The following is a 19,203-nucleotide window of genomic DNA, read 5'->3' as shown; positions in this document are numbered from 1 at the left end:
AGTAGGACGCCGCCGAACAACTCTTACAATGAAGGCCCCTGACCACTGGTCAGGGGCCTTCATTGCGTTGCGGGTCAGATCAAGAACCGCAACGCCAGCCCCGCCGCGAGGGCCCACACCGGTGCCCCGATCCCGAACGCGGATACCCCGGATGCAGCAACGACGAAGGTGAGTACCGCGGCCTCGCGGCCTTTCTCCTCCGCCAGTGCGGACGAGAGGGCGGAGCCCAGGGTCGGCAGCAGGGCGAGGCCGGCGATTGCCTCGACCAGTTGCGGAGGTGCCTGCGTCAGGAGGGTGGCGGAGGCACCAGCTGTCAGGCCGAGCAGGACGTAGCAGCAGCCTGCGGTGACCGAGGCGATCCAGCGGCGGTCGCGGTCCGGATGGGCGTCGGGGCCGGCGCAGAGCGCGGCGGTGATCGCGGCGAGGTTGACGGTGTAACCGCCGCCGAAGGCCGTGGCCGTCGTGCTGAGGCCCGTAGCGGTGAGCACGGGTCGGACCGGTGGGTGGTAGCCGAAGTGGCGGAGCACCGCGATGCCCGGGATGTTCTGCGACGCCATGGTGATGACGTAGAGCGGCAGAGCGATCCCGATGACCGCCGACCAGCTGGCCGCCGGCGCCGAGAGCGTGATCCGTGGAAGGAGAGACCCGGCTGCTCCGCCGAGATGAAGCGGCGTCCGGACGGCCAGGACGACCAGCAGGGCCACCAGTGCTCCCGGCGTCGCCCAGCGACGGGCCCAGCGCAACAGCGCTGCCCAGACGGCGATGACCGGGAGCATCAGTCCCGGCAGATGAAAGGACGCCTGCACGGGGGCCAGGCAGAGCGGCAGCAGCACGCCGGCGAGCAGGCCTGTGGCGAGGCCGGCGGGGATCGCGGCGACGATGCGGCTCAGCCGAGGCCAGAGACCGGTCAGCGTCAGCAGCAGCCCGCAGATCACGAACGCGCCCACGGCTGCCCGGTAGCCGCCCGCCGGGGTGCCCGCGGTCGCCAGGAGCGCGGCGCCCGGTGTCGACCAGGCGATGCTGATCGGCTGCCGGTACCGGAGACCGAGCCAGACGGCGAGGCCGCCCATGCTCAGGCAGAGCAGGAGCAGGCCGGAGACGGCCTGGTCGCGGTCGGCGCCGACCCCGCGCAGGCCGGTCAGCACGAGGGCGAAGGAGCTGCTGAAGCCGACCACGGCGGTGATCAGCCCGGCGGTCACCGGCTGGACGGGTATCAGTTCGCGTTGGTTCCTGCGTTCCATAAACGGAACGCTAGCGGACACGGGATACTCGGGGCCATGGGGTATTCCGCACACTGGTCCGCGGATGCGGCCGCCGCGACCGGCGAGCGTATCCGGGCGCTGCGCGTGAGCCGTGGCATCAGCCTGTCCGAGCTGGCCCGCCGGGCGGGCGTCGGCAAGGCGACGCTGTCCGGGTTGGAGACGGGGAGCCGGAACCCCACGGCGGAGACGCTCTACGCCATCGCCGGACAGCTCGGTGTGCCGCTGGCGATGCTGCTCTCCACTCCGGGCGAGCCGCTCGACGTGCCGGCGGTGCGGGGCACGGCGGTCGCGGCGCAGCTGTTGGAGGTGTTCCAGGACGACGGCATCAGCACCGAGCTGTACCGCCTGGAGATCCGCCCCGGTGTGCTGCAGACCTCGCCGGCGCACCCCGAGGGCGTGGTCGAGTACGTGACCGTCTTCTCCGGCACGGCGAAGCTCGGGCCGGTCGGGGACCCGATCGTGGTGCGGGCGGGCGAGCACGCGTCCTTCGTCTCGGACACGCCGCACATCTACGCGGCGCTGGGCGAGGAGTCGGTCCACGCCTCGCTGTTGATCAGGCATCCCCTGGAGGTTTCGGACCTTCCGGTGTGAACCGGGGCTGAAGACTTCCCGACGCGCGCGTTGTCACCGGTAGGCACTACGGTGAGCGCTACGAAAGGGGGCCGCGTCGTGCTGAACCTCACGCTGAGCTGGCAGTCCGCGGGTGCGCTGGCCGTCGCGGCCTACGGCGCGAGCGTCGCGGTCCGGCGGATCGGCGCGCCCTCGCCGCGCCGGGTCAACGTGGGGCTCGTGGTGCGTGAGGCGGCGACGATGATCGCCCTCTTCGCGGTGTGGCAGTACGCCGGCCAGCTGTCGGTGATGAGCGAGGACGGCGCCGTCTCCCGGGGGCAGAGCATCTGGGACGCCGAGCGCCGGCTCCATCTGCCGAACGAACTGACCCTGCAGAGCTGGGTGCTGCCGCACCCCTGGCTGGTGCAGGGCGCCAACTACTACTACGCGAGCATGCACTTCGGCGCGATGATCGCGCTGCTGGCTTGGGTCTTCCTGCGGCACCGGCGGGCCTATCCCTGGGTGCGGATGACGGTGGTGCTGGTCACCGCCTGGTCGCTGCTGGTGCAGCTGATACCGGTGGCCCCGCCGCGGCTGCTGCCGGACAGTGGCATGGTCGACGTCGCCGTGCAGTACGGCCAGTCCGTCTACGGGGCGACGATCGGGGGGCTGCAGGCCGACTCGTACTCGGCGATGCCCTCGGTGCACGTGGCGTGGTGCGTGCTGGTGGCCGTCGCGGTCATCCGGCTGAGCCGAAGCCGGTGGCGCTGGCTGGTGCTGGTGCACCCGATCCTGACGGTGGCTGTCGTGGTGGTGACGGCCAACCACTACTGGCTGGACGGCGTCGCGGCCGTCGCGCTGCTGCTGCTCGCCTATCTGGTGCAGTGGTACGCGGCCCGGTTGCGGGCCGCGTACCTGCTGCGCCGTTCGGTGGTGGACGGGGAGGGCGGCGACGGCGGGGCGGAGACCCCCCTCGGGCCTCCGCCCGCCCCGGTGGGAGCCGGCCGCCCGGCCGATGCCGGTGGGATCAGCGGACGGGGAGATTGAGCCCGGCCCAGCTGCTGCCGCCGAGCGACACGGTCGCCCCGTACCAGGAGAGCAGACCGGCTACCGCGGCCGCCCAGCCCGCCGTCTTGTCCAGGCCGGAGCTGCCCGCGAAGGCGCCGATCGCCCAGAGCACCAGGGCGACGGTGAACAGGCCGTAGACCCCGCGGATCAGCAGGCTCCCGTCGCGCCACTGCGAGGCGGTCAGGGCGACTGCCAGCAGAGCCCAGATGATGTAGAAGAGTCCGGCAGCGTTGGCGGACGAAGGTGAGGCCTGCGCCGCGACGACCCAGAGGGCGCCGAGGCCGGCGAAGGCGGTGCCGGTCGCCGCGCTGGCCGAGCGGAACTCGACCAGGCCGCAGATGAAGAGGGCGACCCCGCCGACCCAGAAGGTGAGGCCGTGGGTGTCGGCGACGGTGGTGTTGTGGATGACACCGGTGGAGACGATGCCGTAGGCCAGCAGGGTGAGGCCCAGGGCGAGGTAGCCGAGCGATCCTGCTGCGGCACCGAGGGTGAGGGAGCGGTTGTTGGCCACCGCGGCTTCGTTGCTCACGGGGGCTCCTTTCACGGGGGGTGATGCCACGCGACGGCCGGTTTTCGGCCGTCTGTCCGACACCTGTCCCGTACCCGACAGTGACGGCTCGTCAACACGCCGTAATCAGAGTGATATCGAGCAAGTTGGTGGATCTCCTGCGGAGCCCCTGTTGAGGGGTGTATTAGACCGTGTCCGACCGATCCCGGCGGCGCTTACGGACGGTTCAGCCGATGGACAGTCGGTAACGTCCGCTGGCACAGCCGGTGACGCGCCAGCCGCCGGCGGTCCGGCGCACCGTCAGCCCGCTGACACCGGTGGTGTCAGGCTTCGGTTGTGTGGCGCCGGGATACCACACGTCCAGCGTGCAGGCCGGTCCGGTGACGGTCGCGACGGGCGCGTCGCCGGTCAGGGCGAGGGCCTTGGTCGTCGGGTCCGAGGTGAGTGAGGTGAGCGCGCCGGGGACGGCGCGGGGGTAGGGGCGCGCGAGCACGGCCGTCGTCGCGGCGGTGGGCGGGATGTCCTTGCCCGTCGCGCAGTCGACCGCGACCAGGTTGCCGACGACGCGGGCCTGTTGGTCGCTCTCCGGGCTGCCGCAGGCCTGCCGCCAGACCCAGTAGGCGTCGCCGATCCCGGCCTGGTCCTCGGCCGCGGCGAAGCGGCGCAGCATGGCCGGGTCGCCGGACGGATCGGGCTTGCTGCCGGTGGCGCTGCTGGTGGTGCTGCCGAACCAGCCCCACTCGCCGGCCCACAGCGGCATGCCGTAGGCCTTGGCCTGCTGCTCGGCGAGCGCGAAGCCGCGTTCGACGGAGACGAGGGTGAATCCCAGCGAGCGGTCCATGGTGATGGACTCGCTGTAGAGATGGGGTGCGAAGACCAAGTAGGGATCGTCGCTGAAGCCGCGCGGCGGGGCCGCGTCGAAGCCCAGGCCGGACCAGAGCACGCTGGGTTCGATGAAGACCAGGTGCGGGAAGCCGCCGGAGGTCTGCTGCTCGGCCTGCCGGATCGCCTGCACGGCGCGGTCCTCGTAGGCGCCGAGCAGCACGGACGAGGTGGCCGGCGGGTCGTCGCCGACGCCGGGCTCGTTGAGCAGCCCGTAGCCGGCGACGCTCGGGTCGGCCGCGAAGGCGCGGGCCAACATGGCCCAGGTGCGCACGAGTTCGGTCTGGATGCCGTTGCTGTCGTGGTAGAACGCGCTGAACGCCTGGGCGTTGGCAGGGGTCAGGTCGCGGCTGAGCCGCTGGCAGCGGGAGGCGCCGTCGGTCAGGGTCGCCCAGGCGGGTGCGCCGTCGTAACCGAGGGCGGGCGTACTGCCGCTCGGGCAGTTGGTGCCGGCGGGGGCCGCGATCGCGGGGCCCCAGGCGTCCTCGTGCATGTCGAGGTCGGTGTAGAGGCCGTGGCGGGCGGCCATGGCGACGGTGTCCTTGATGCGCTGGAGGTAGCCCTGGTCGTACTGACCCCGGCTGGGTTCCAGCGCCGACCAGGAGAGGTCGAGGCGCACGACGTCGAAGCCGAGCGCGGCCATCGCGGCGAAGTCGGCGTCCCCGAGCGGGCGCACGGTCGGGCGGTCGGGCGTGGGGGCCGCGTACTGCACGAGCTGGTTGACGTTGACGCCGCGCAGCAGCACCTGGCGGCCGTTCACGTCGGTGATGGCGGCGGGCGTGGCGCCGCCGGCCTGACGGACGGTCAGGCCGGGCAGTGCGGCGGTCGCGGTGGCGCGGGCGGCGGCGCCGATGGTCGGCGGTGGAGTCGCCACGCTCGGCGTGGCCTGGGCGAGGCCCCAGGAGCCGACAGCGAGGGCCGTCGCGGAGGCGAGCACGGTCGCGAAGCGCCGGCGCCCGCCGGAGATGGCGTCGAGGAGCCGGCTGATCAGCAGCAGGGCCGGTACCACGGCCCAGCCGAAGGCGACGCCGAGGGAGAGGCCGGTGCCGAGGCGCAGTCCGGCGTCGGGCAGCACGAAGAGGTCGGTGCCCTGCAGGTCGCGCGGCAGCGCGAGCGCCGTCTGCACGACGCCCGCCGCCAAGCCGCCGCCGAGTGCGGCGAGCCAGCCGCCCAACAGCAGGTCGGCGGGGCGGGTGTAGTCGAAGCGGCGCGAGGAGCGGGCGAGCAGGACCGCGCCGACGATGGCGGCGGTCCCCAGCTCGACCACGAAGCGAGCGGGTCCGAGGTCCAGGCCGAAGGGCAGGCGCCGCAGGCTCAGTGACTCGCCGTAGAAGGAGGCGGCGGGGGAGCCCTCCCAGAGCATCGGCCCGACGAGCGGACCGAGCAGGGCGAGCGGCAGGACGGTGCCCATCAGCGCCCAACGCCAGCCGAAGTGCGGCGGCGTCGGCATGCGCCGCCGCCTGGACCCCTCGGGGCGCGGCCGGTAGCGGTGCGCGTAGGCGCCCAGCACCGCGGGGATCCATCCGACGAACGCCACGCGCAGCGCGGGCAGCCCGCAGTCCCACAGCGCGGTCGCGACCAGGGTCTGCGCGCCCCCGTGCACGCCGGCGCCGCCGGTCTCGGCGATCATCTCCGCGAGCCGCGCGAGCGCGGTCGACAGGATCGTGACCCCCCAGAGCCGGAACACCATGCGCCTGCGCCCGACCGTCTCGGCGGCGCCGCGGAAGGAGACCGCGGTCCCCCACGCGGTGGCAAGCAGCAGGACGGGCACGAAGACCGCGATCCCGGCCACGGACCACAGCCCGCGCACGGTGGTCAGCTGGAACGCGGACCAGGGCACGGGTGTGAACAGCGAGGTCGGATCGGCGTAGGCGGCGGCCGCGCAGACCGCGAGCAGGCCTCCGGCGGTGACCACGGCGGCGAACGGAGCGCGACGCGAGGGGCGGGACATCCCCGAGATGCTAGGCATATGCCCACGTCGGCAACAGGGGTCCCAGCCACCTCACAGGCGCCACAACGGGTGAGAACCGGACAAGCGGGGCAGGGGAGTTGTGAAGGTTTGGCGGAGGGACCGCGTCCGCTCCAGGTCGTCGCACTCACCTCAGAGGCGTGCAACTACCTCGAAGGTGCCCCCAGCACACGCAGCGCGAGGATGGCCATGTCGTCCGACGCCGGGTCCGCGGCGAAGCGTTCGACCGCGCGGAGGATGCGGGTGGCGACCGCGCCCGCGGTGAGGCCGGTGCAGGTGGTGAGGACCTCGGCGAGGCCGTCGTCGCCGAGCATGCGGGGGCCGTCGCGGCGCTCGGTGACGCCGTCGGTGACGCAGAGCAGCACGTCGCCCGGGTCGAGGACGAAGGTCTCGGCCTCCAGGTCGAGGTCGTCGATGACGCCCAGCAGCGGCTGCGGCGAGGCCGCGGGGGTGACCGTGCCGTCCGGGCGCAGCCGCAGCGGCAGGGGGTGGCCGGCGCAGACCGTGCGCAGTTCGACCGAGCCGTCCTCGCGCGGCGTCATCTCGCCGTAGAGCAGGGTGAGGAACCGGCCCCGGTCGCCCTCGTCGAGAATCGCGGCGTTCAGCCGCTTCAGCACCTCGGGCGCGTTGAAGCCCTCGCGGGCCAGCAGGCGCAGCGAGTGGCGGGCCAGGCCGGTGACCGCGGCGGCCTCGGGGCCGGTGCCGCAGACGTCGCCGATGGCGAAGCCGTAGGTGCCTTCGCGGATCGGGAAGATGTCGTAGAAGTCGCCGCCGACCTCGTTGCCCTCGCCGGCCGCACGGTAGATGACCTCGACCTCCACGCCGGGCACCCGCGGCACCGCGGGCGGCAGCAGGCTGCGCTGCAGGGCGCGGGAGATCGCGGTGCGCTCGCTGTACAGGCGGGCGTTGTCGAGTGCGAGCGCGGCCCTGCGGGAGAGGTCCTCGGCGAGCTCCAGGATCTCGCGGCGGAACTTCTCCTCCGCGGCCTTGCCGAGCGTCAGCATGCCGATGACGCGGTTGCGGGCGACCAGCGGCAGCACGACCGTCTCGCCGCCGACGGTCGCCGCCGTGGCCATGGCCGCGCGCTGCGCGGCGGTCTCGCCCGCGCCCTGGGTGCGCGCCCGCAGCGCGGCGCGCAGGGCGGCGTCCTGCGCCGCGTCCGTGGGCACGGGCCAGTCGCGCGCGCCGGGCGTGTTCAGCGGCTCGGGGGGCGCGATGCTCTCCAGCAGGGCGCGCAGCCCGTCGATCTGCTCCTCGTCCTCGTGCAGGACGTAGGCGAGCTCGGGAACGGACGGGTCGATGCCGGTGTACGTCGTGTAGACGGCGCACCAGGCCGCCAGCGTCGGGACGGTCATCTGCGCGACCAGCGCCAGTGTCTGGTCCCGCTCCAGCGTGCCGGCCAGCAGGTCGGAGGCCTCGACCAGGAAGGACAGCGAGCCGCGCCGCAGCCGCTCCAGCTCGGTCAGGCGGGCGCTCTCGACCGCCAGCGCGATCCGGTCGGCCGCGAACTGCAGCCGCAGCGCGTCCTCGTTGCGGTACTGGCCCGGCGACTGGGCGGCCACGCCGAGCGAGCCGGTGAGCCGTCCCTCGACCTTGAGCGGGACCGTCACCACGGACCGCAGGGTGGTGCCGCCCAGCAGTGGCACCGCGCCGGGGGAGTCCGTCAGGTCCTCGTGGACGGTGGGGAGTCGCGCGGAGCCGAAGCGGCCGATGCCGGACTCGACCGGCACCCGGGCGAAGCGCTGACGTCCGGCCGGCAGGCCGCAGCTGGCGCGGACCTCCAGCTCGGTCTCGTCGTCGGTGGCCAGCAGCAGGTAGGCGGCGTCGCCGTCGAGCAGGTCGCGGGCCCGCTCGACGGTGCGCTGCAGCAGCCCGTCGAGGTCGTCCGGAGCCTGGCCGCCGGTCAGCGGGCCGAGGAAGGCGTCCAGGGCCGGGCCGTCCGGGCGCGCGCCGTGCTCGGCGGCGGCCGAGGCGGGCCGCGACGGGGTCTGCAGCACCGCGCGCTCCGGCTCGCGCACCAGCAGGCAGACCGTCGAGGGGTTGCCGTGGGTGTCGCGGACCCGCAGGTGGGCGCCGTAGACGCCGATCAGGCGGCCGTCGCCGCGTCGCATCGCGTAGCTGCCCTCCCAGCGGGAGAGCCGCAGTGCCTCGTCGATGCCGAGGCCGGTGCCGGGCGTCTGCGGCCAGGCGGCCAGCTCGCCGAAGGGGCGGCCGACGGTCTTGACCGCGTCGTGCTGGAAGAGCAGCTCGGCGTCCTGGTTCCAGGCGGAGATCAGCCCCTCGCCGTCCACCTGCACCACGGCGACGTGGACCTGCTCCTCGGCCTCGGGCAGCTGCGCGTCCGGGGTGAGCGGTCCGGCGACGCGGGTGCCGGTGGCGCGCGGCGGCAGGTTCAGGGTGAACCAGACGCGCTTGTCGGTGGCGGTGTAGTCGACGCCCCAGCGGCCGGCCAGCGCGGCACACAGCAGCAGGCCGCGGCCGCCCTCGCGTTCCAGCTCGGCGGTGACGGCGGCGCTGTCCTCGGCGCCCGGGTAGATCGGCAGCGCGCGGCGCGGATAGCGGTCGCCGACCTCGACGCGGACCTGGTCCTCCTGGCGCAGCAGCTCGACCTGCGCGGCGGTGCCGGCGTGCACGACCGCGTTGGTGACCAGCTCGCTGACCAGCACCACCGCGTCGTCGACGACCTCGCCGAAGCCCCAGCCCTGTAGCGTGTCGCGGACGAAGGCGCGCGCGGCGGCGACGGAGCGGCCGACAGGTTCGAACGTGGCGGCGGCTCGCGCGGTGGCGTCACCCACGAGGCGCCTCCTCCTTCTTCCGGGCTACCGGCTTCACGTTACCGGGGTTTACCGATCCCGGCGGGCACTCCCGGTGCGGTATCTGTGCGACGCCACTGGCCCAACGCCGAGTCGTGCCGCCAGGTTACTGATCCCCGGTACCGCTTGGGGAGTGAAGCAGGTACGTTCGGTGACTCGATCTGAACCTGACACCGATCGCAGGGGTGCGATCGGGCCCCAGCGGGGCCGATACCCGTCTGCGACCCTCGCGCAACCCTCGGTGGTCGTTAGATTGTTGGGGATGCGTCCCGCGGCCTCCGGCCGGGCAGCCGCGGGGCATTCAACGCAACTCTGGAGGCAGGCCCGTGGATTCGAGCAGGGCGACCGCGGTCGCGGCGAAGCCCAAGCCGGGCGGGACACGGCAGTCGAGCCGCGGGCCGAGCAAGGCCGGCGGTGCCGACGCGGCCGATCTGCGCAAGCTGCTGACCGCGCTGACCGCGATGCGCGACGGCAACTTCCGCAAGCGGCTCACCGTGCCAGGGGACTCGGTCATGGCCGAGATCGCCGCCGTCTTCAACCAGGTCGCGGAGCGTAACCAGCACCTCACCGGAGAGTTGGCGCGGGTGCGGCGCACCGTCGGACGCGAGGGCCGGCTCGGCGAGCGGCTCGAGCTCGGGCCGAGCGAGGGCGCCTGGGCGGCGGCGATCGACAACTCCAACGCGCTGATCGACGACCTGGCCCGGCCGATGGCCGAGGTCGGCCGGGTGCTCGGCTCGATCGCCGAGGGCGACCTGCAGCAGCGGATGGAACTGCGCGCGCTCGGTCCGGACGGCGGCTCGCACCCGCTGCGCGGCGAGTTCCTCAAGGTGGGCCGGACCGTCAACGGACTGGTCGACCAGCTCTCGGAGTTCACCGACGAGGTGACCCGGCTCGCCGTCGAGGTCGGCACCGAGGGCAAGCTCGGCGGCCAGGCACGGGTGCGCGGCATGTCGGGTTCCTGGAAGGACCTGACCGACTCGGTCAACATGATGGCCAGCCGGCTGACCGCGCAGGTGCGCGACATCGCGCTGGTCACCACCGCGGTCGCCAAGGGCGACCTGTCCCGCAAGGTCACCGCCCAGGTCGCGGGCGAAATGCTGGAGTTGAAGAACACCGTCAACACGATGGTGGACCAGCTCTCCGGCTTCGCGGCCGAAGTGACGCGTGTGGCGCGCGAGGTGGGCACCGAGGGCCGGCTCGGCGGTCAGGCGCAGGTGCCAGGCGTCGCCGGCACCTGGAAGGACCTGACCGACAACGTCAACCAGATGGCGACCAACCTCACCGACCAGGTGCGCAGCATCGCCCTGGTGACGACGGCGGTGGCGCGCGGCGACCTGTCCTCGACCATCGAGGTGGACGCGCGCGGCGAGATCCTCGAACTGAAGAACACCATCAACGCGATGGTGGGCCAGCTCTCGGCCTTCGCCGACGAGGTGACGCGTGTGGCGCGCGAGGTCGGCACCGAGGGCATCCTCGGCGGCCAGGCCATGGTCCCCGGCGCGGCCGGCGTGTGGCGCGGCCTGACCGACAACGTGAACCTGATGGCGTCGAACCTGACCTTCCAGGTGCGCAACATCGCCACCGTCTCGACGGCGGTGGCCCGCGGTGACCTAACCCAGCGCATCACCGTCGACGCGCGCGGCGAGATCCTCCAGCTCAAGACGACGCTCAACACGATGGTGGACCAGCTGTCCGCCTTCGCGGACGAGGTGACCAGGGTCGCCACGGACGTCGGCACCGAGGGCCGTCTCGGCGGTCAGGCGCAGGTGCCGGGGGTCTCCGGCACCTGGAAGGACCTGACCAGCTCGGTCAACCTGATGGCCAACAACCTGACCAACCAGGTCCGCAACATCGCCGAGGTCACCACGGCCGTGGCCCGCGGCGACCTGTCGAAGAAGATCACCGTCGACGCCCGCGGCGAGATCCTGGAGCTGGTCACCACCGTCAACACGATGGTCGACCAGCTCTCGGTCTTCGCGGACGAGGTGAGCCGCGTCGCCCGCCAGGTGGGCACCGAGGGCATCCTGGGCGGTCAGGCCCGGGTCAAGGGCGTCGAGGGCATCTGGCGCGACCTGGCCGAGAACGTGAACCTGATGGCGTCCAACCTGACCTTCCAGGTGCGCAACATCGCCCAGGTCGCCACCGCGGTCGCCGGCGGCGACCTGTCCAAGAAGATCACCATCGACGCGCAGGGCGAGGTCGCCGCGCTCGCGGACACCCTCAACACGATGGTCGACCAGCTGTCCGCGTTCGCCGACGAGGTGACCCGGGTGGCGCGCGAGGTGGGCACCGAGGGCATCCTGGGCGGTCAGGCCCGGGTGCCCGGCGTGGCCGGCATGTGGAAGGACCTGACCGACAACGTGAACCTGATGGCCGACAACCTGTCCGGCCAGGTGCGCAACATCGCCCAGGTGACCACGGCCGTCGCCAAGGGCGACCTGACCCGCAAGATCGACGTCGACGCCCGCGGCGAGATCCTGGAGCTCAAGACCACCATCAACACGATGGTCGACCAGCTGTCCGCCTTCGCCGACGAGGTCACCCGCGTGGCCCGCGAGGTGGGCACCGACGGCCGCCTCGGCGGCCAGGCGCGCGTCCCGGGCGTCGCCGGGACCTGGCAGGACCTGACCGAGTCCGTGAACGAGCTGGCCGGGAACCTGACCCGGCAGGTGCGCGCCATCGCCCAGGTCGCCACCGCGGTGACCCGCGGCGACCTGAGCCTGCGCATCGACGTGGACGCGGCCGGTGAGCTCGACGAGCTCAAGGACAACATCAACCAGATGATCGCCAACCTGCGCGAGACCACCCGGACCAACCAGGAGCAGGACTGGCTGAAGACCAACCTGGCCCGGATCTCCGGTCTGATGCAGGGCCGCCGCGACCTGGAGGCGGTCAGCTCGCTGATCATGAGCGAGCTCACCCCGGTGGTCTCCGCCCAGCACGGCGCGTTCTTCCTGGCCATGCCGGCGCTGCGCAGCGAGATGACCGCCGACGCCGGCGAGGAGGCCATCGAGCACGACACCGTGCTGCGGCTGATCGGCTCGTACGGCTACCAGCGGCGCGCCATGCCGACCTCGTTCCATCTGGGCGAGGGCCTGGTCGGCCAGGCGGCGATCGAGAAGAAGCCGATCCTGCTCAGGGACGCCCCGCCCGGATATCTGAAGATCGCCTCGGGTCTCGGCGAGGCCGCGCCGGTCAACGTGATCGTGATGCCGGTGCTCTTCGAGGGCCGGCTGCTGGGCGTGATCGAGCTGGCCTCGTTCAACCCGTTCACCAAGATCAGCATGGACTTCCTGGACCAGATCGCCGAGATGATCGGCGTCACGGTCAACACCATCGCGGTCAACACCAAGACCGAGGGCCTGCTGCTGGAGTCGCAGCGCCTCACGGCCGAACTCTCGATGCGGTCGGCCGAGTTGGAGGCCCGGCAGGAGGAGCTGCAGCGCTCCAACGCCGAGTTGGAGGAGAAGGCCGAGCAGCTCGCGGTGCAGAACCGCGACATCGAGATCAAGAACTCCGAGATCGAGGAGGCCCGCCAGGTCCTGGAGGAGCGCGCCGAGCAGCTCGAACTCTCCACCCGCTACAAGTCCGAGTTCCTCGCCAACATGTCGCACGAGCTGCGCACGCCGCTCAACTCGCTGCTGATCCTGGCCAAGCTGCTCGCCGACAACGCCGAGGGCAACCTCAGCCCCAAGCAGGTCGAGTTCTCCGAGACCATCCACGGCGCCGGCTCCGACCTGCTGCAGCTGATCAACGACATCCTGGACCTGTCCAAGGTCGAGGCGGGCAAGATGGACATCCGCCCGACCCGGATCGCCCTGGTGCAGCTGGTCGACTACGTCGAGGCCACCTTCCGGCCGCTGACCGCCGACAAGGGCCTGGACTTCGCGGTCCGGGTCTCGCCGGAGCTGCCGGTCACCCTGCACACCGACGAGCAGCGGCTGCAGCAGGTGCTGCGCAACCTGCTGTCCAACGCGGTCAAGTTCACCGACTCCGGCGCGGTCGAGCTGCTGATCGAGCCCGCGGGCGGGCCGGGCGGGGAGCACCGGGCGCCGCAGGCGATCCGCGAGCAGATGCTGGAGTCCGGCGCGATCGCCGACCCGGAGGAGCCGCTGATCGCCTTCTCGGTCACCGACACCGGCATCGGCGTGCCGCAGAACAAGCTGGGGGAGATCTTCGAGGCGTTCAAGCAGGCCGACGGCACCACCAGCCGCAAGTACGCCGGCACCGGCCTCGGGCTCTCCATCTCCCGTGAGATCGCCCGGCTGCTGGGCGGTGAGATCAACGCCGAGAGCGAGCTGGACCGGGGCTCCACCTTCACGCTCTACCTGCCGCTGCGCGAGGCGCCTGACGCCGAGGCGACGCTCCCGCCGGCCGGTAGCGGCCGCGGCGGGGTGAGCCCGGCGGAGCTGTGGGCCCAGGAGGTCATCGAGGCGGCGCACGAGCGTCGCCGCGCGCCCTCCGGTTCGATGCGCACGTCGGTTTCTTCCCGACCCGCCACGCCGCCCGTCGCCCGGCCCGACGCGTCGGCGGCCGTGCCCGCTGCGCCGGCGTCCGGCCCGTCCGCCGTGGACGGTGCGGCCCGGGCGAGCCTGTCGGCGCCCGGGCAGCAGCCGTCGGCGCCGTCCCGGGCGGAGGAGGCCGAGGACGGCCAGGCCGCGGGGGCGCAGGAGGGGAGCTTCGCGCCCTTCTCGGGCCGGTTCGACGGTGAGAAGGTGCTCATCGTCGACGACGACATCCGCAACGTCTTCGCGCTCACCAGCGTGCTGGAGACGTACGGGCTGTCGGTGCTGTACGCGGAGAACGGCCGTGAGGGCATCGAGGTGCTCGAGCAGCACGAGGACGTCGCCGTGGTACTGATGGACATCATGATGCCGGAGATGGACGGCTACGCCACGACCGAGGCGATCCGGGCGATGCCTCAGTTCGCGGGCCTGCCGATCATCGCGCTCACGGCGAAGGCGATGAAGGGCGATCGTGAGAAGAGTCTCGCCGCGGGTGCCTCCGACCACGTCACCAAGCCGGTCGACACCGACCACCTGCTCGGGGTGATGGAGCACTGGCTGCGGGCCAAGAACCGGTGAACGGGCAGGGGTGAAGGCCGATCGTCCAGGTGGGCAGGGGGTCCGGGCATATGCGTCCGGCTCCGTGTCAAGCCCGGTTGAGGGGTGGGTCATCGGGCATCCATCCGGAACCCACGCCTCGAACGGACCGTCAGATACGAGTTGTCCCCACTCGTCAGGGTGGTGGCTCTGTGGCGCGGGAACGAGATAAGGTCACTCGGCGTTGCTACCGGTACTGACTGGGTCACCGGAGGCGGGCAGTTCACCGGGTGCGGGCAGTGAGGTGCGGCTAGCATGACCGTCGGCAGGGCAGTGGTGGACACACGGGCGACGTACGAGTCCGACGCGTACCGAGGGGCGGCGAATGCCGCCACGTCGGCGGCGGGGGCGCGAGGAGGGCAGGCCAAGGTGCAGAAGGCCAAGATCCTTCTTGTCGACGACCGGGCCGAGAACCTCTTGGCGCTGGAGGCGATCCTCTCGGCGCTGGACCAGACCCTGGTTCGGGCCGGCTCCGGCGAGGAGGCGCTCAAGGCGCTGCTCAACGACGACTTCGCGGTCATCCTGCTCGACGTGCAGATGCCCGGGATGGACGGCTTCGAGACCGCCGCCCACATCAAGCGCCGCGAGCGCACCCGGGACATCCCGATCATCTTCCTGACCGCGATCAACCACGGTCCGCACCACACCTTCCGCGGCTACGCGGCCGGCGCGGTCGACTACATCTCCAAGCCGTTCGACCCGTGGGTGCTGCGGGCCAAGGTCTCCGTCTTCGTCGAGCTCTACATGAAGAACTGCCAGCTCAAGGAGCAGGCAGCGCTGTTGCGGCTGCAGGTGGAGGCCGAGCAGTCGCCGGGCACGGGGCTGCTCTCGGAGTTCTCCGCGCGGCTCGCCGCGGTCGAGGAGCAGGCCGAGACGCTGAAGAAGCAGCTCGCCGAGGGCAGCGACCAGGCCGCCGTCTCCACCGCCACCCACCTCGAGCGCCGCCTCGTCAGCCTGCGTCGCGCCCTCGACGCCCTGGAGCCCGGCAACCCGAACCGGAATGCCACCCCTGACGCCTGACGGCGCGTCGCCCTTGACACCGCCTCGGTGCCCGCTCGTGCCGCGACACGAGCGGAGCAACCCGGCGCAGCACGTGTTGCGCCCCTTGTCACCCTAGTAATCTGAACGCCATGGCCACACGCACGTCCGGAAGCGGTTCGCAGACCCGAGGCGCGGGGACGGCGAAGAAGGCCACGCCCGCCAAGAAGGCCGCCGGCAAGGGGGCCGCGAAGGCTCCCGCCAAGAAGGCTCCTGCGAAGAAGGCGCCGGCCAAGAAGGCCGCGGTCGCTCCCGCGCCGCCGCCCAGGCCGCCGAAACCGATCGCCTACCGTGCTGTGCGCGGCAGTTGGCTCGGCGTCGCCAACGGCGTGGGCGCGGTCGCGCGCGGCTTCGGCAACGGAGCCAAGAACCTGCACCCGGCGCACCGCAAGGACGGTCTGGCGCTGCTGCTGATCGCGCTCGCGCTGCTGATCGCCGCCGGAGCCTGGTCCGACCCCCAGGGCTGGCTCGGCGTCGCCGTCACCGACGTGGTCAAGGGCGCCTTCGGCAAGCTCACCGGGCTCGTCCCGGTGCTGCTCTTCGGCATCGCGGTGCGGCTGATGCGCCATCCGGAACGGCCCGAGGCCAACGGACGGATCGTCATCGGGCTGACCGCGCTGACCATCGGCGTGCTCGGCCTGGTGCACATCAGCTGCGGTGCGCCCAGCCTGCAGGCCGGCGCGGAGCGGATCCGCGAGTCCGGCGGACTGATCGGGCTGGCCGCGTCCCGCTGGCTGATGGCCGCCGCCGGCCCCGCCCTGGCCGTGCCGTTCCTGACCCTGGTCTCCTTCTTCGGCCTGCTGGTGGTCACCGCGACGCCGGTCAACCAGATCCCGCAGCGGCTGCGCCTGCTCGGCGAGCGGCTGTCGGTCATCGAGCAGCGCCACGAGTACGGCGGCTTCGACGAGGAGGCCGGGCTCGACGGCCTGGAGGACTTCGGCTTCGGCACGGACGCACCGCAGGGCGACTTCGAGGGCGAGCCCGGCACGCCCGAGGAGCGGGCGGTCCTGGAGGCCAAGCGCAGCCAGATGGAGGCCGACGGAGCCGCCACGCCACGCCGTCGCCGTCCGCGCCGCCGGGTCGGCGCCGCCGCCGAGGCGGCCGACCAGCCGGACCCGTTCGACACCATCGGCGTCGCCGCCGCGGCCGCGGCGGAGCTCGACGGCGCGGTCATGCACGGCGTCCAGCCCTCGGCCGCGCTCGCCGACATGCTGGGCCGGGTCAAGGACCGCACCCCGCCGTCCGACGTCCCAGCGGCCGACGTGCCGCAGGACGCGCCGCCGATGCCCGACCACGCGCCCGAGGTGCCCGTCCCGGCGGCCCGCACCGAGGACGGTGCGGCCTCCGCCGACGAGAGCGGCCTGCCGCTGCGCTCCGAGCAGCTGAAGCTGCCGGACGGCGGCCACTACCAGCTGCCCTCCGTCGACCTGCTGACCCGCGGCGGGCCCGGCAAGGCCCGCTCCAAGGCCAACGACGACGTGGTCGCCTCGCTCATGGGCGTCTTCGCCGAGTTCAAGGTCGACGCCGCCGTCACCGGCTTCACCCGCGGCCCGACGGTCACCCGCTACGAGGTGGAGCTCGGCCCCGCGGTCAAGGTCGAGCGGATCACCGCGCTGGCCAAGAACATCGCCTACGCCGTGGCCAGCCCCGACGTCCGGATCATCAGCCCGATCCCCGGCAAGTCCGCGGTCGGCATCGAGATCCCCAACACCGACCGCGAGATGGTCAACCTCGGCGACCTGCTGCGCTCGCAGGCCGCCACCGGCGACCCGCACCCGATGCTGGTCGGCATGGGCAAGGACGTCGAGGGCCAGACGGTCATGGCGAACCTGACCAAGATGCCGCACGTCCTGGTCGCCGGCGCCACCGGCGCGGGCAAGTCCTCCTGCATCAACTGCCTGATCACCTCGGTGCTGATGCGGGCCACGCCGGACGATGTCCGGCTGGTCCTGGTCGACCCCAAGCGCGTCGAGCTCACCGCCTACGAGGGCGTGCCGCATCTCATCACGCCGATCATCACCAACCCGAAGAAGGCCGCCGAGGCGCTGCAGTGGGTGGTCCGTGAGATGGACCTGCGCTACGACGACCTCGCCGCCTTCGGCTTCCGGCACGTCGACGACTTCAACCGCGCGGTGCGCTCGGGCAAGCTGCAGCCGCCGCCCGGCAGCGAGCGCGTGCTGACGCCCTACCCGTACCTGCTGGTGATCGTCGACGAGCTGGCCGACCTGATGATGGTCGCCCCGCGCGACGTCGAGGACTCGATCGTCCGCATCACCCAGCTCGCCCGCGCCGCCGGCATCCACCTGGTGCTCGCCACGCAGCGTCCGTCCGTCGACGTCGTCACCGGTCTGATCAAGGCGAACGTGCCCTCGCGGCTCGCCTTCGCCACCTCCTCGCTCGCCGACAGCCGGGTCATCCTCGACCAGCCCGGCGCCGAGAAGCTGATCGGCAAGGGCGACGCGCTCTTCCTGCCGATGGGCGCGGGCAAGCCGCTGCGCATGCAGGGCGCCTTCATCACCGAGGAGGAGATCGCCGCCGTCGTCGAGCACTGCAAGGCGCAGCTCCAGGCCGAGTACCGCAACGACGTCACGGTCGGTTCGGGCCCGAAGAAGGAGATCGACGAGGAGATCGGCGACGACATGGATCTGCTGATCCAGGCCGCCGAGCTGGTCGTCTCCACCCAGTTCGGTTCGACCTCGATGCTCCAGCGCAAGCTGCGTGTCGGCTTCGCCAAGGCCGGCCGGCTGATGGACCTGATGGAGTCGCGCGGGATCGTCGGTCCGAGCGAGGGCTCCAAGGCCCGCGACGTGCTGGTGCAGCCGGATGAGCTCGACGGGGTTTTGCTCACTCTCCGGGGGGAATGAGCGCGCGTACGGGTGTCCGTTCGGTTCTCCTGGTCGTTGAGAGGACCGGGCGGGAACCATCTTGTGTGCGGCTGCGTGTCGGTTTCCGACACACCGTCAACACATGCCCGTCGGTGCGCGGCGCGTCCGGATAACGATCAGGATGCAGAGCTTCCCTTTCGGCCGAATCCCGGTTGAGCGAGGCTCAGACCCGCCCCCTAGACTGGTGTTTCGACGGCGTTCTCGGGGGGCGTGACCCCCTCTGCAGAAGCCTGGCCGCCCACGTTTGAAAGGCGCCCCTTGTGACGACCGGCACGACCTCCACCGGAGCGACCGAACCGCTCGCGAACGAGCCCTCCATCGGACAGGTGCTCGGTAACGCTCGCGTGGCCGCCGGGCTGACCGTCGACGAGGTCAGCGCGGAGACGCGGGTCCGCGTGCCGATCGTGCACGCGATCGAGGCGGACGACTTCACCCGTTGCGGCGGCGACTTCTACGCCCGCGGCCACGTCCGCGCGCTGGCGCGCGCGGTCGGCGTCGACGGCGACGACCTCGTCCGCCGCTACGACGCCGCCCACGGCGGTGCGCCACAGGACGCGCGCGTTCCGCTGCTGGAGAACGTCGGCGACCGCCGGATCTCCGCGGAGCGCCGCCGCCCGAACTGGACCGCCGCGATGGTCGCCGCGATCGTCGTGGTCGTGGCCGTGATCGGCTTCAACCTCGCCGGTGGCGGCTCGAAGCCGTCCCCGGCCGCCGCGGTCACCCCGTCCTCGGTCGCCAACCCGTCGATCGGCCCCGTCCTCCACCCGACCCTGCCGCCGGCCTCCTCCGCCCCCGCGGTCAAGCCCAGCGCGATCGCGGCCGCCCCGGCGGGCAAGGTCACGGTGAAGCTGCTGGCGCAGAACGGTGACAGCTGGATGATGGTCAAGGACGGAACCGGCCACGTGGTCTTCGAGGGCGACCTCGCGCAGGGCCAGAGCCAGACCTTCACCGACAACAAGCAGCTGAAGCTGGTCCTCGGAAACGCGGGCGGCGTTCACGTCTGGGCCAACGGCAAGGACCTCGGCACCGCCGGCGGCGACGGCCAGGTCGTGAACGTCACCTACACCCCCGGTGACCCGGTCGCCGGCTGAGGCCGCGCCCCTGGAGAGTGGAAGCTCCGCCGCCCG

10 protein-coding genes are annotated in these 19,203 nt (G+C 72.1%); 6 read left to right on the top strand and 4 right to left on the bottom strand.

The window, feature by feature from the left end:
• Positions 1 to 74: 74 nt before the first annotated feature.
• Entirely contained in the window at positions 75 to 1,241 is a 1,167-nt protein-coding gene (locus tag DN069_RS15595; protein ID WP_111501585.1) for a benzoate/H(+) symporter BenE family transporter, read from the bottom strand.
• A 36-nt stretch (positions 1,242 to 1,277) separates the two neighbouring features.
• Here DN069_RS15595 and DN069_RS15590 point away from each other — a divergent pair, with 36 nt between their 5' ends.
• Together DN069_RS15590 and DN069_RS15585 are read left to right on the top strand one after the other, a co-directional pair.
• Positions 1,278 to 1,853, top strand: coding sequence for a helix-turn-helix domain-containing protein (locus DN069_RS15590; RefSeq protein ID WP_111501584.1), 576 nt, complete (start codon positions 1,278 to 1,280; stop codon positions 1,851 to 1,853).
• 78 nt (positions 1,854 to 1,931) lie between these two features.
• Positions 1,932 to 2,858 carry a phosphatase PAP2 family protein gene (locus tag DN069_RS15585; RefSeq protein ID WP_243639273.1) on the top strand — a complete coding sequence of 309 codons (927 nt, stop codon included), beginning with the start codon at positions 1,932 to 1,934 and terminating at the stop codon, positions 2,856 to 2,858.
• Here the strand turns inward: DN069_RS15585 and DN069_RS15580 are convergent.
• From DN069_RS15580 to DN069_RS15570, 3 genes are all read right to left on the bottom strand, one after another.
• Positions 2,839 to 3,408, bottom strand: coding sequence for a GPR1/FUN34/YaaH family transporter (locus tag DN069_RS15580; protein WP_111501583.1), 570 nt, complete (start codon positions 3,406 to 3,408; stop codon positions 2,839 to 2,841). The two genes, DN069_RS15585 and DN069_RS15580, sit on opposite strands and share 20 nt — an antisense overlap.
• Before the next feature lie 205 nt (positions 3,409 to 3,613).
• Positions 3,614 to 6,220 (bottom strand): cellulase family glycosylhydrolase, encoded by a 2,607-nt coding sequence (locus DN069_RS15575; RefSeq protein WP_165845512.1) that lies wholly within the window; start codon positions 6,218 to 6,220, stop codon positions 3,614 to 3,616.
• A gap of 164 nt (positions 6,221 to 6,384) precedes the next feature.
• Positions 6,385 to 9,033, bottom strand: coding sequence for a SpoIIE family protein phosphatase (locus DN069_RS15570; protein ID WP_111501581.1), 2,649 nt, complete (start codon positions 9,031 to 9,033; stop codon positions 6,385 to 6,387).
• Positions 9,034 to 9,512: 479 nt separating this feature from the next.
• On the opposite strand from DN069_RS15570, the gene DN069_RS15565 reads away from it, so the two are divergent.
• The 4 genes from DN069_RS15565 to DN069_RS15550 all read left to right on the top strand — a co-directional run bounded on the left by DN069_RS15565 (position 9,513) and on the right by DN069_RS15550 (position 19,167).
• Entirely contained in the window at positions 9,513 to 14,135 is a 4,623-nt protein-coding gene (locus DN069_RS15565) for a HAMP domain-containing protein (protein WP_165845513.1), read from the top strand.
• 273 nt (positions 14,136 to 14,408) lie between these two features.
• Entirely contained in the window at positions 14,409 to 15,173 is a 765-nt protein-coding gene (locus DN069_RS15560; RefSeq protein WP_111501579.1) for a response regulator, read from the top strand.
• A gap of 110 nt (positions 15,174 to 15,283) precedes the next feature.
• The gene (locus DN069_RS15555) at positions 15,284 to 18,055 is read left to right on the top strand and encodes an FtsK/SpoIIIE family DNA translocase (RefSeq protein WP_111501578.1); all 2,772 of its coding nucleotides are present in this window, start codon (positions 15,284 to 15,286) and stop codon (positions 18,053 to 18,055) included.
• Between the two features lie 281 nt (positions 18,056 to 18,336).
• Complete coding sequence (locus tag DN069_RS15550) at positions 18,337 to 19,167, top strand: helix-turn-helix domain-containing protein (RefSeq protein ID WP_111501577.1); 831 nt, start codon at positions 18,337 to 18,339, stop codon at positions 19,165 to 19,167.
• Positions 19,168 to 19,203 lie beyond the last annotated feature (36 nt).

The organism is Streptacidiphilus pinicola, assembly GCF_003258295.1.
Classification (GTDB): Bacteria; Actinomycetota; Actinomycetes; order Streptomycetales; family Streptomycetaceae; genus Streptacidiphilus; species Streptacidiphilus pinicola.
Note: the sequence above shows the minus strand (reverse complement) of the source record. Positions and strands in the feature narration are given on the sequence as shown.

Coding starts and splice junctions, on each gene's coding strand:
- DN069_RS15595 (WP_111501585.1), bottom strand. CDS start 1,241: ATGGAACGCAGGAACCAACGCGAACTGATACCCGTCCAGCCGGTGACC.
- DN069_RS15590 (WP_111501584.1), top strand. CDS start 1,278: ATGGGGTATTCCGCACACTGGTCCGCGGATGCGGCCGCCGCGACCGGC.
- DN069_RS15575 (WP_165845512.1), bottom strand. CDS start 6,220: ATGTCCCGCCCCTCGCGTCGCGCTCCGTTCGCCGCCGTGGTCACCGCC.
- DN069_RS15565 (WP_165845513.1), top strand. CDS start 9,513: ATGCGCGACGGCAACTTCCGCAAGCGGCTCACCGTGCCAGGGGACTCG.
- DN069_RS15560 (WP_111501579.1), top strand. CDS start 14,409: ATGACCGTCGGCAGGGCAGTGGTGGACACACGGGCGACGTACGAGTCC.
- DN069_RS15555 (WP_111501578.1), top strand. CDS start 15,284: ATGGCCACACGCACGTCCGGAAGCGGTTCGCAGACCCGAGGCGCGGGG.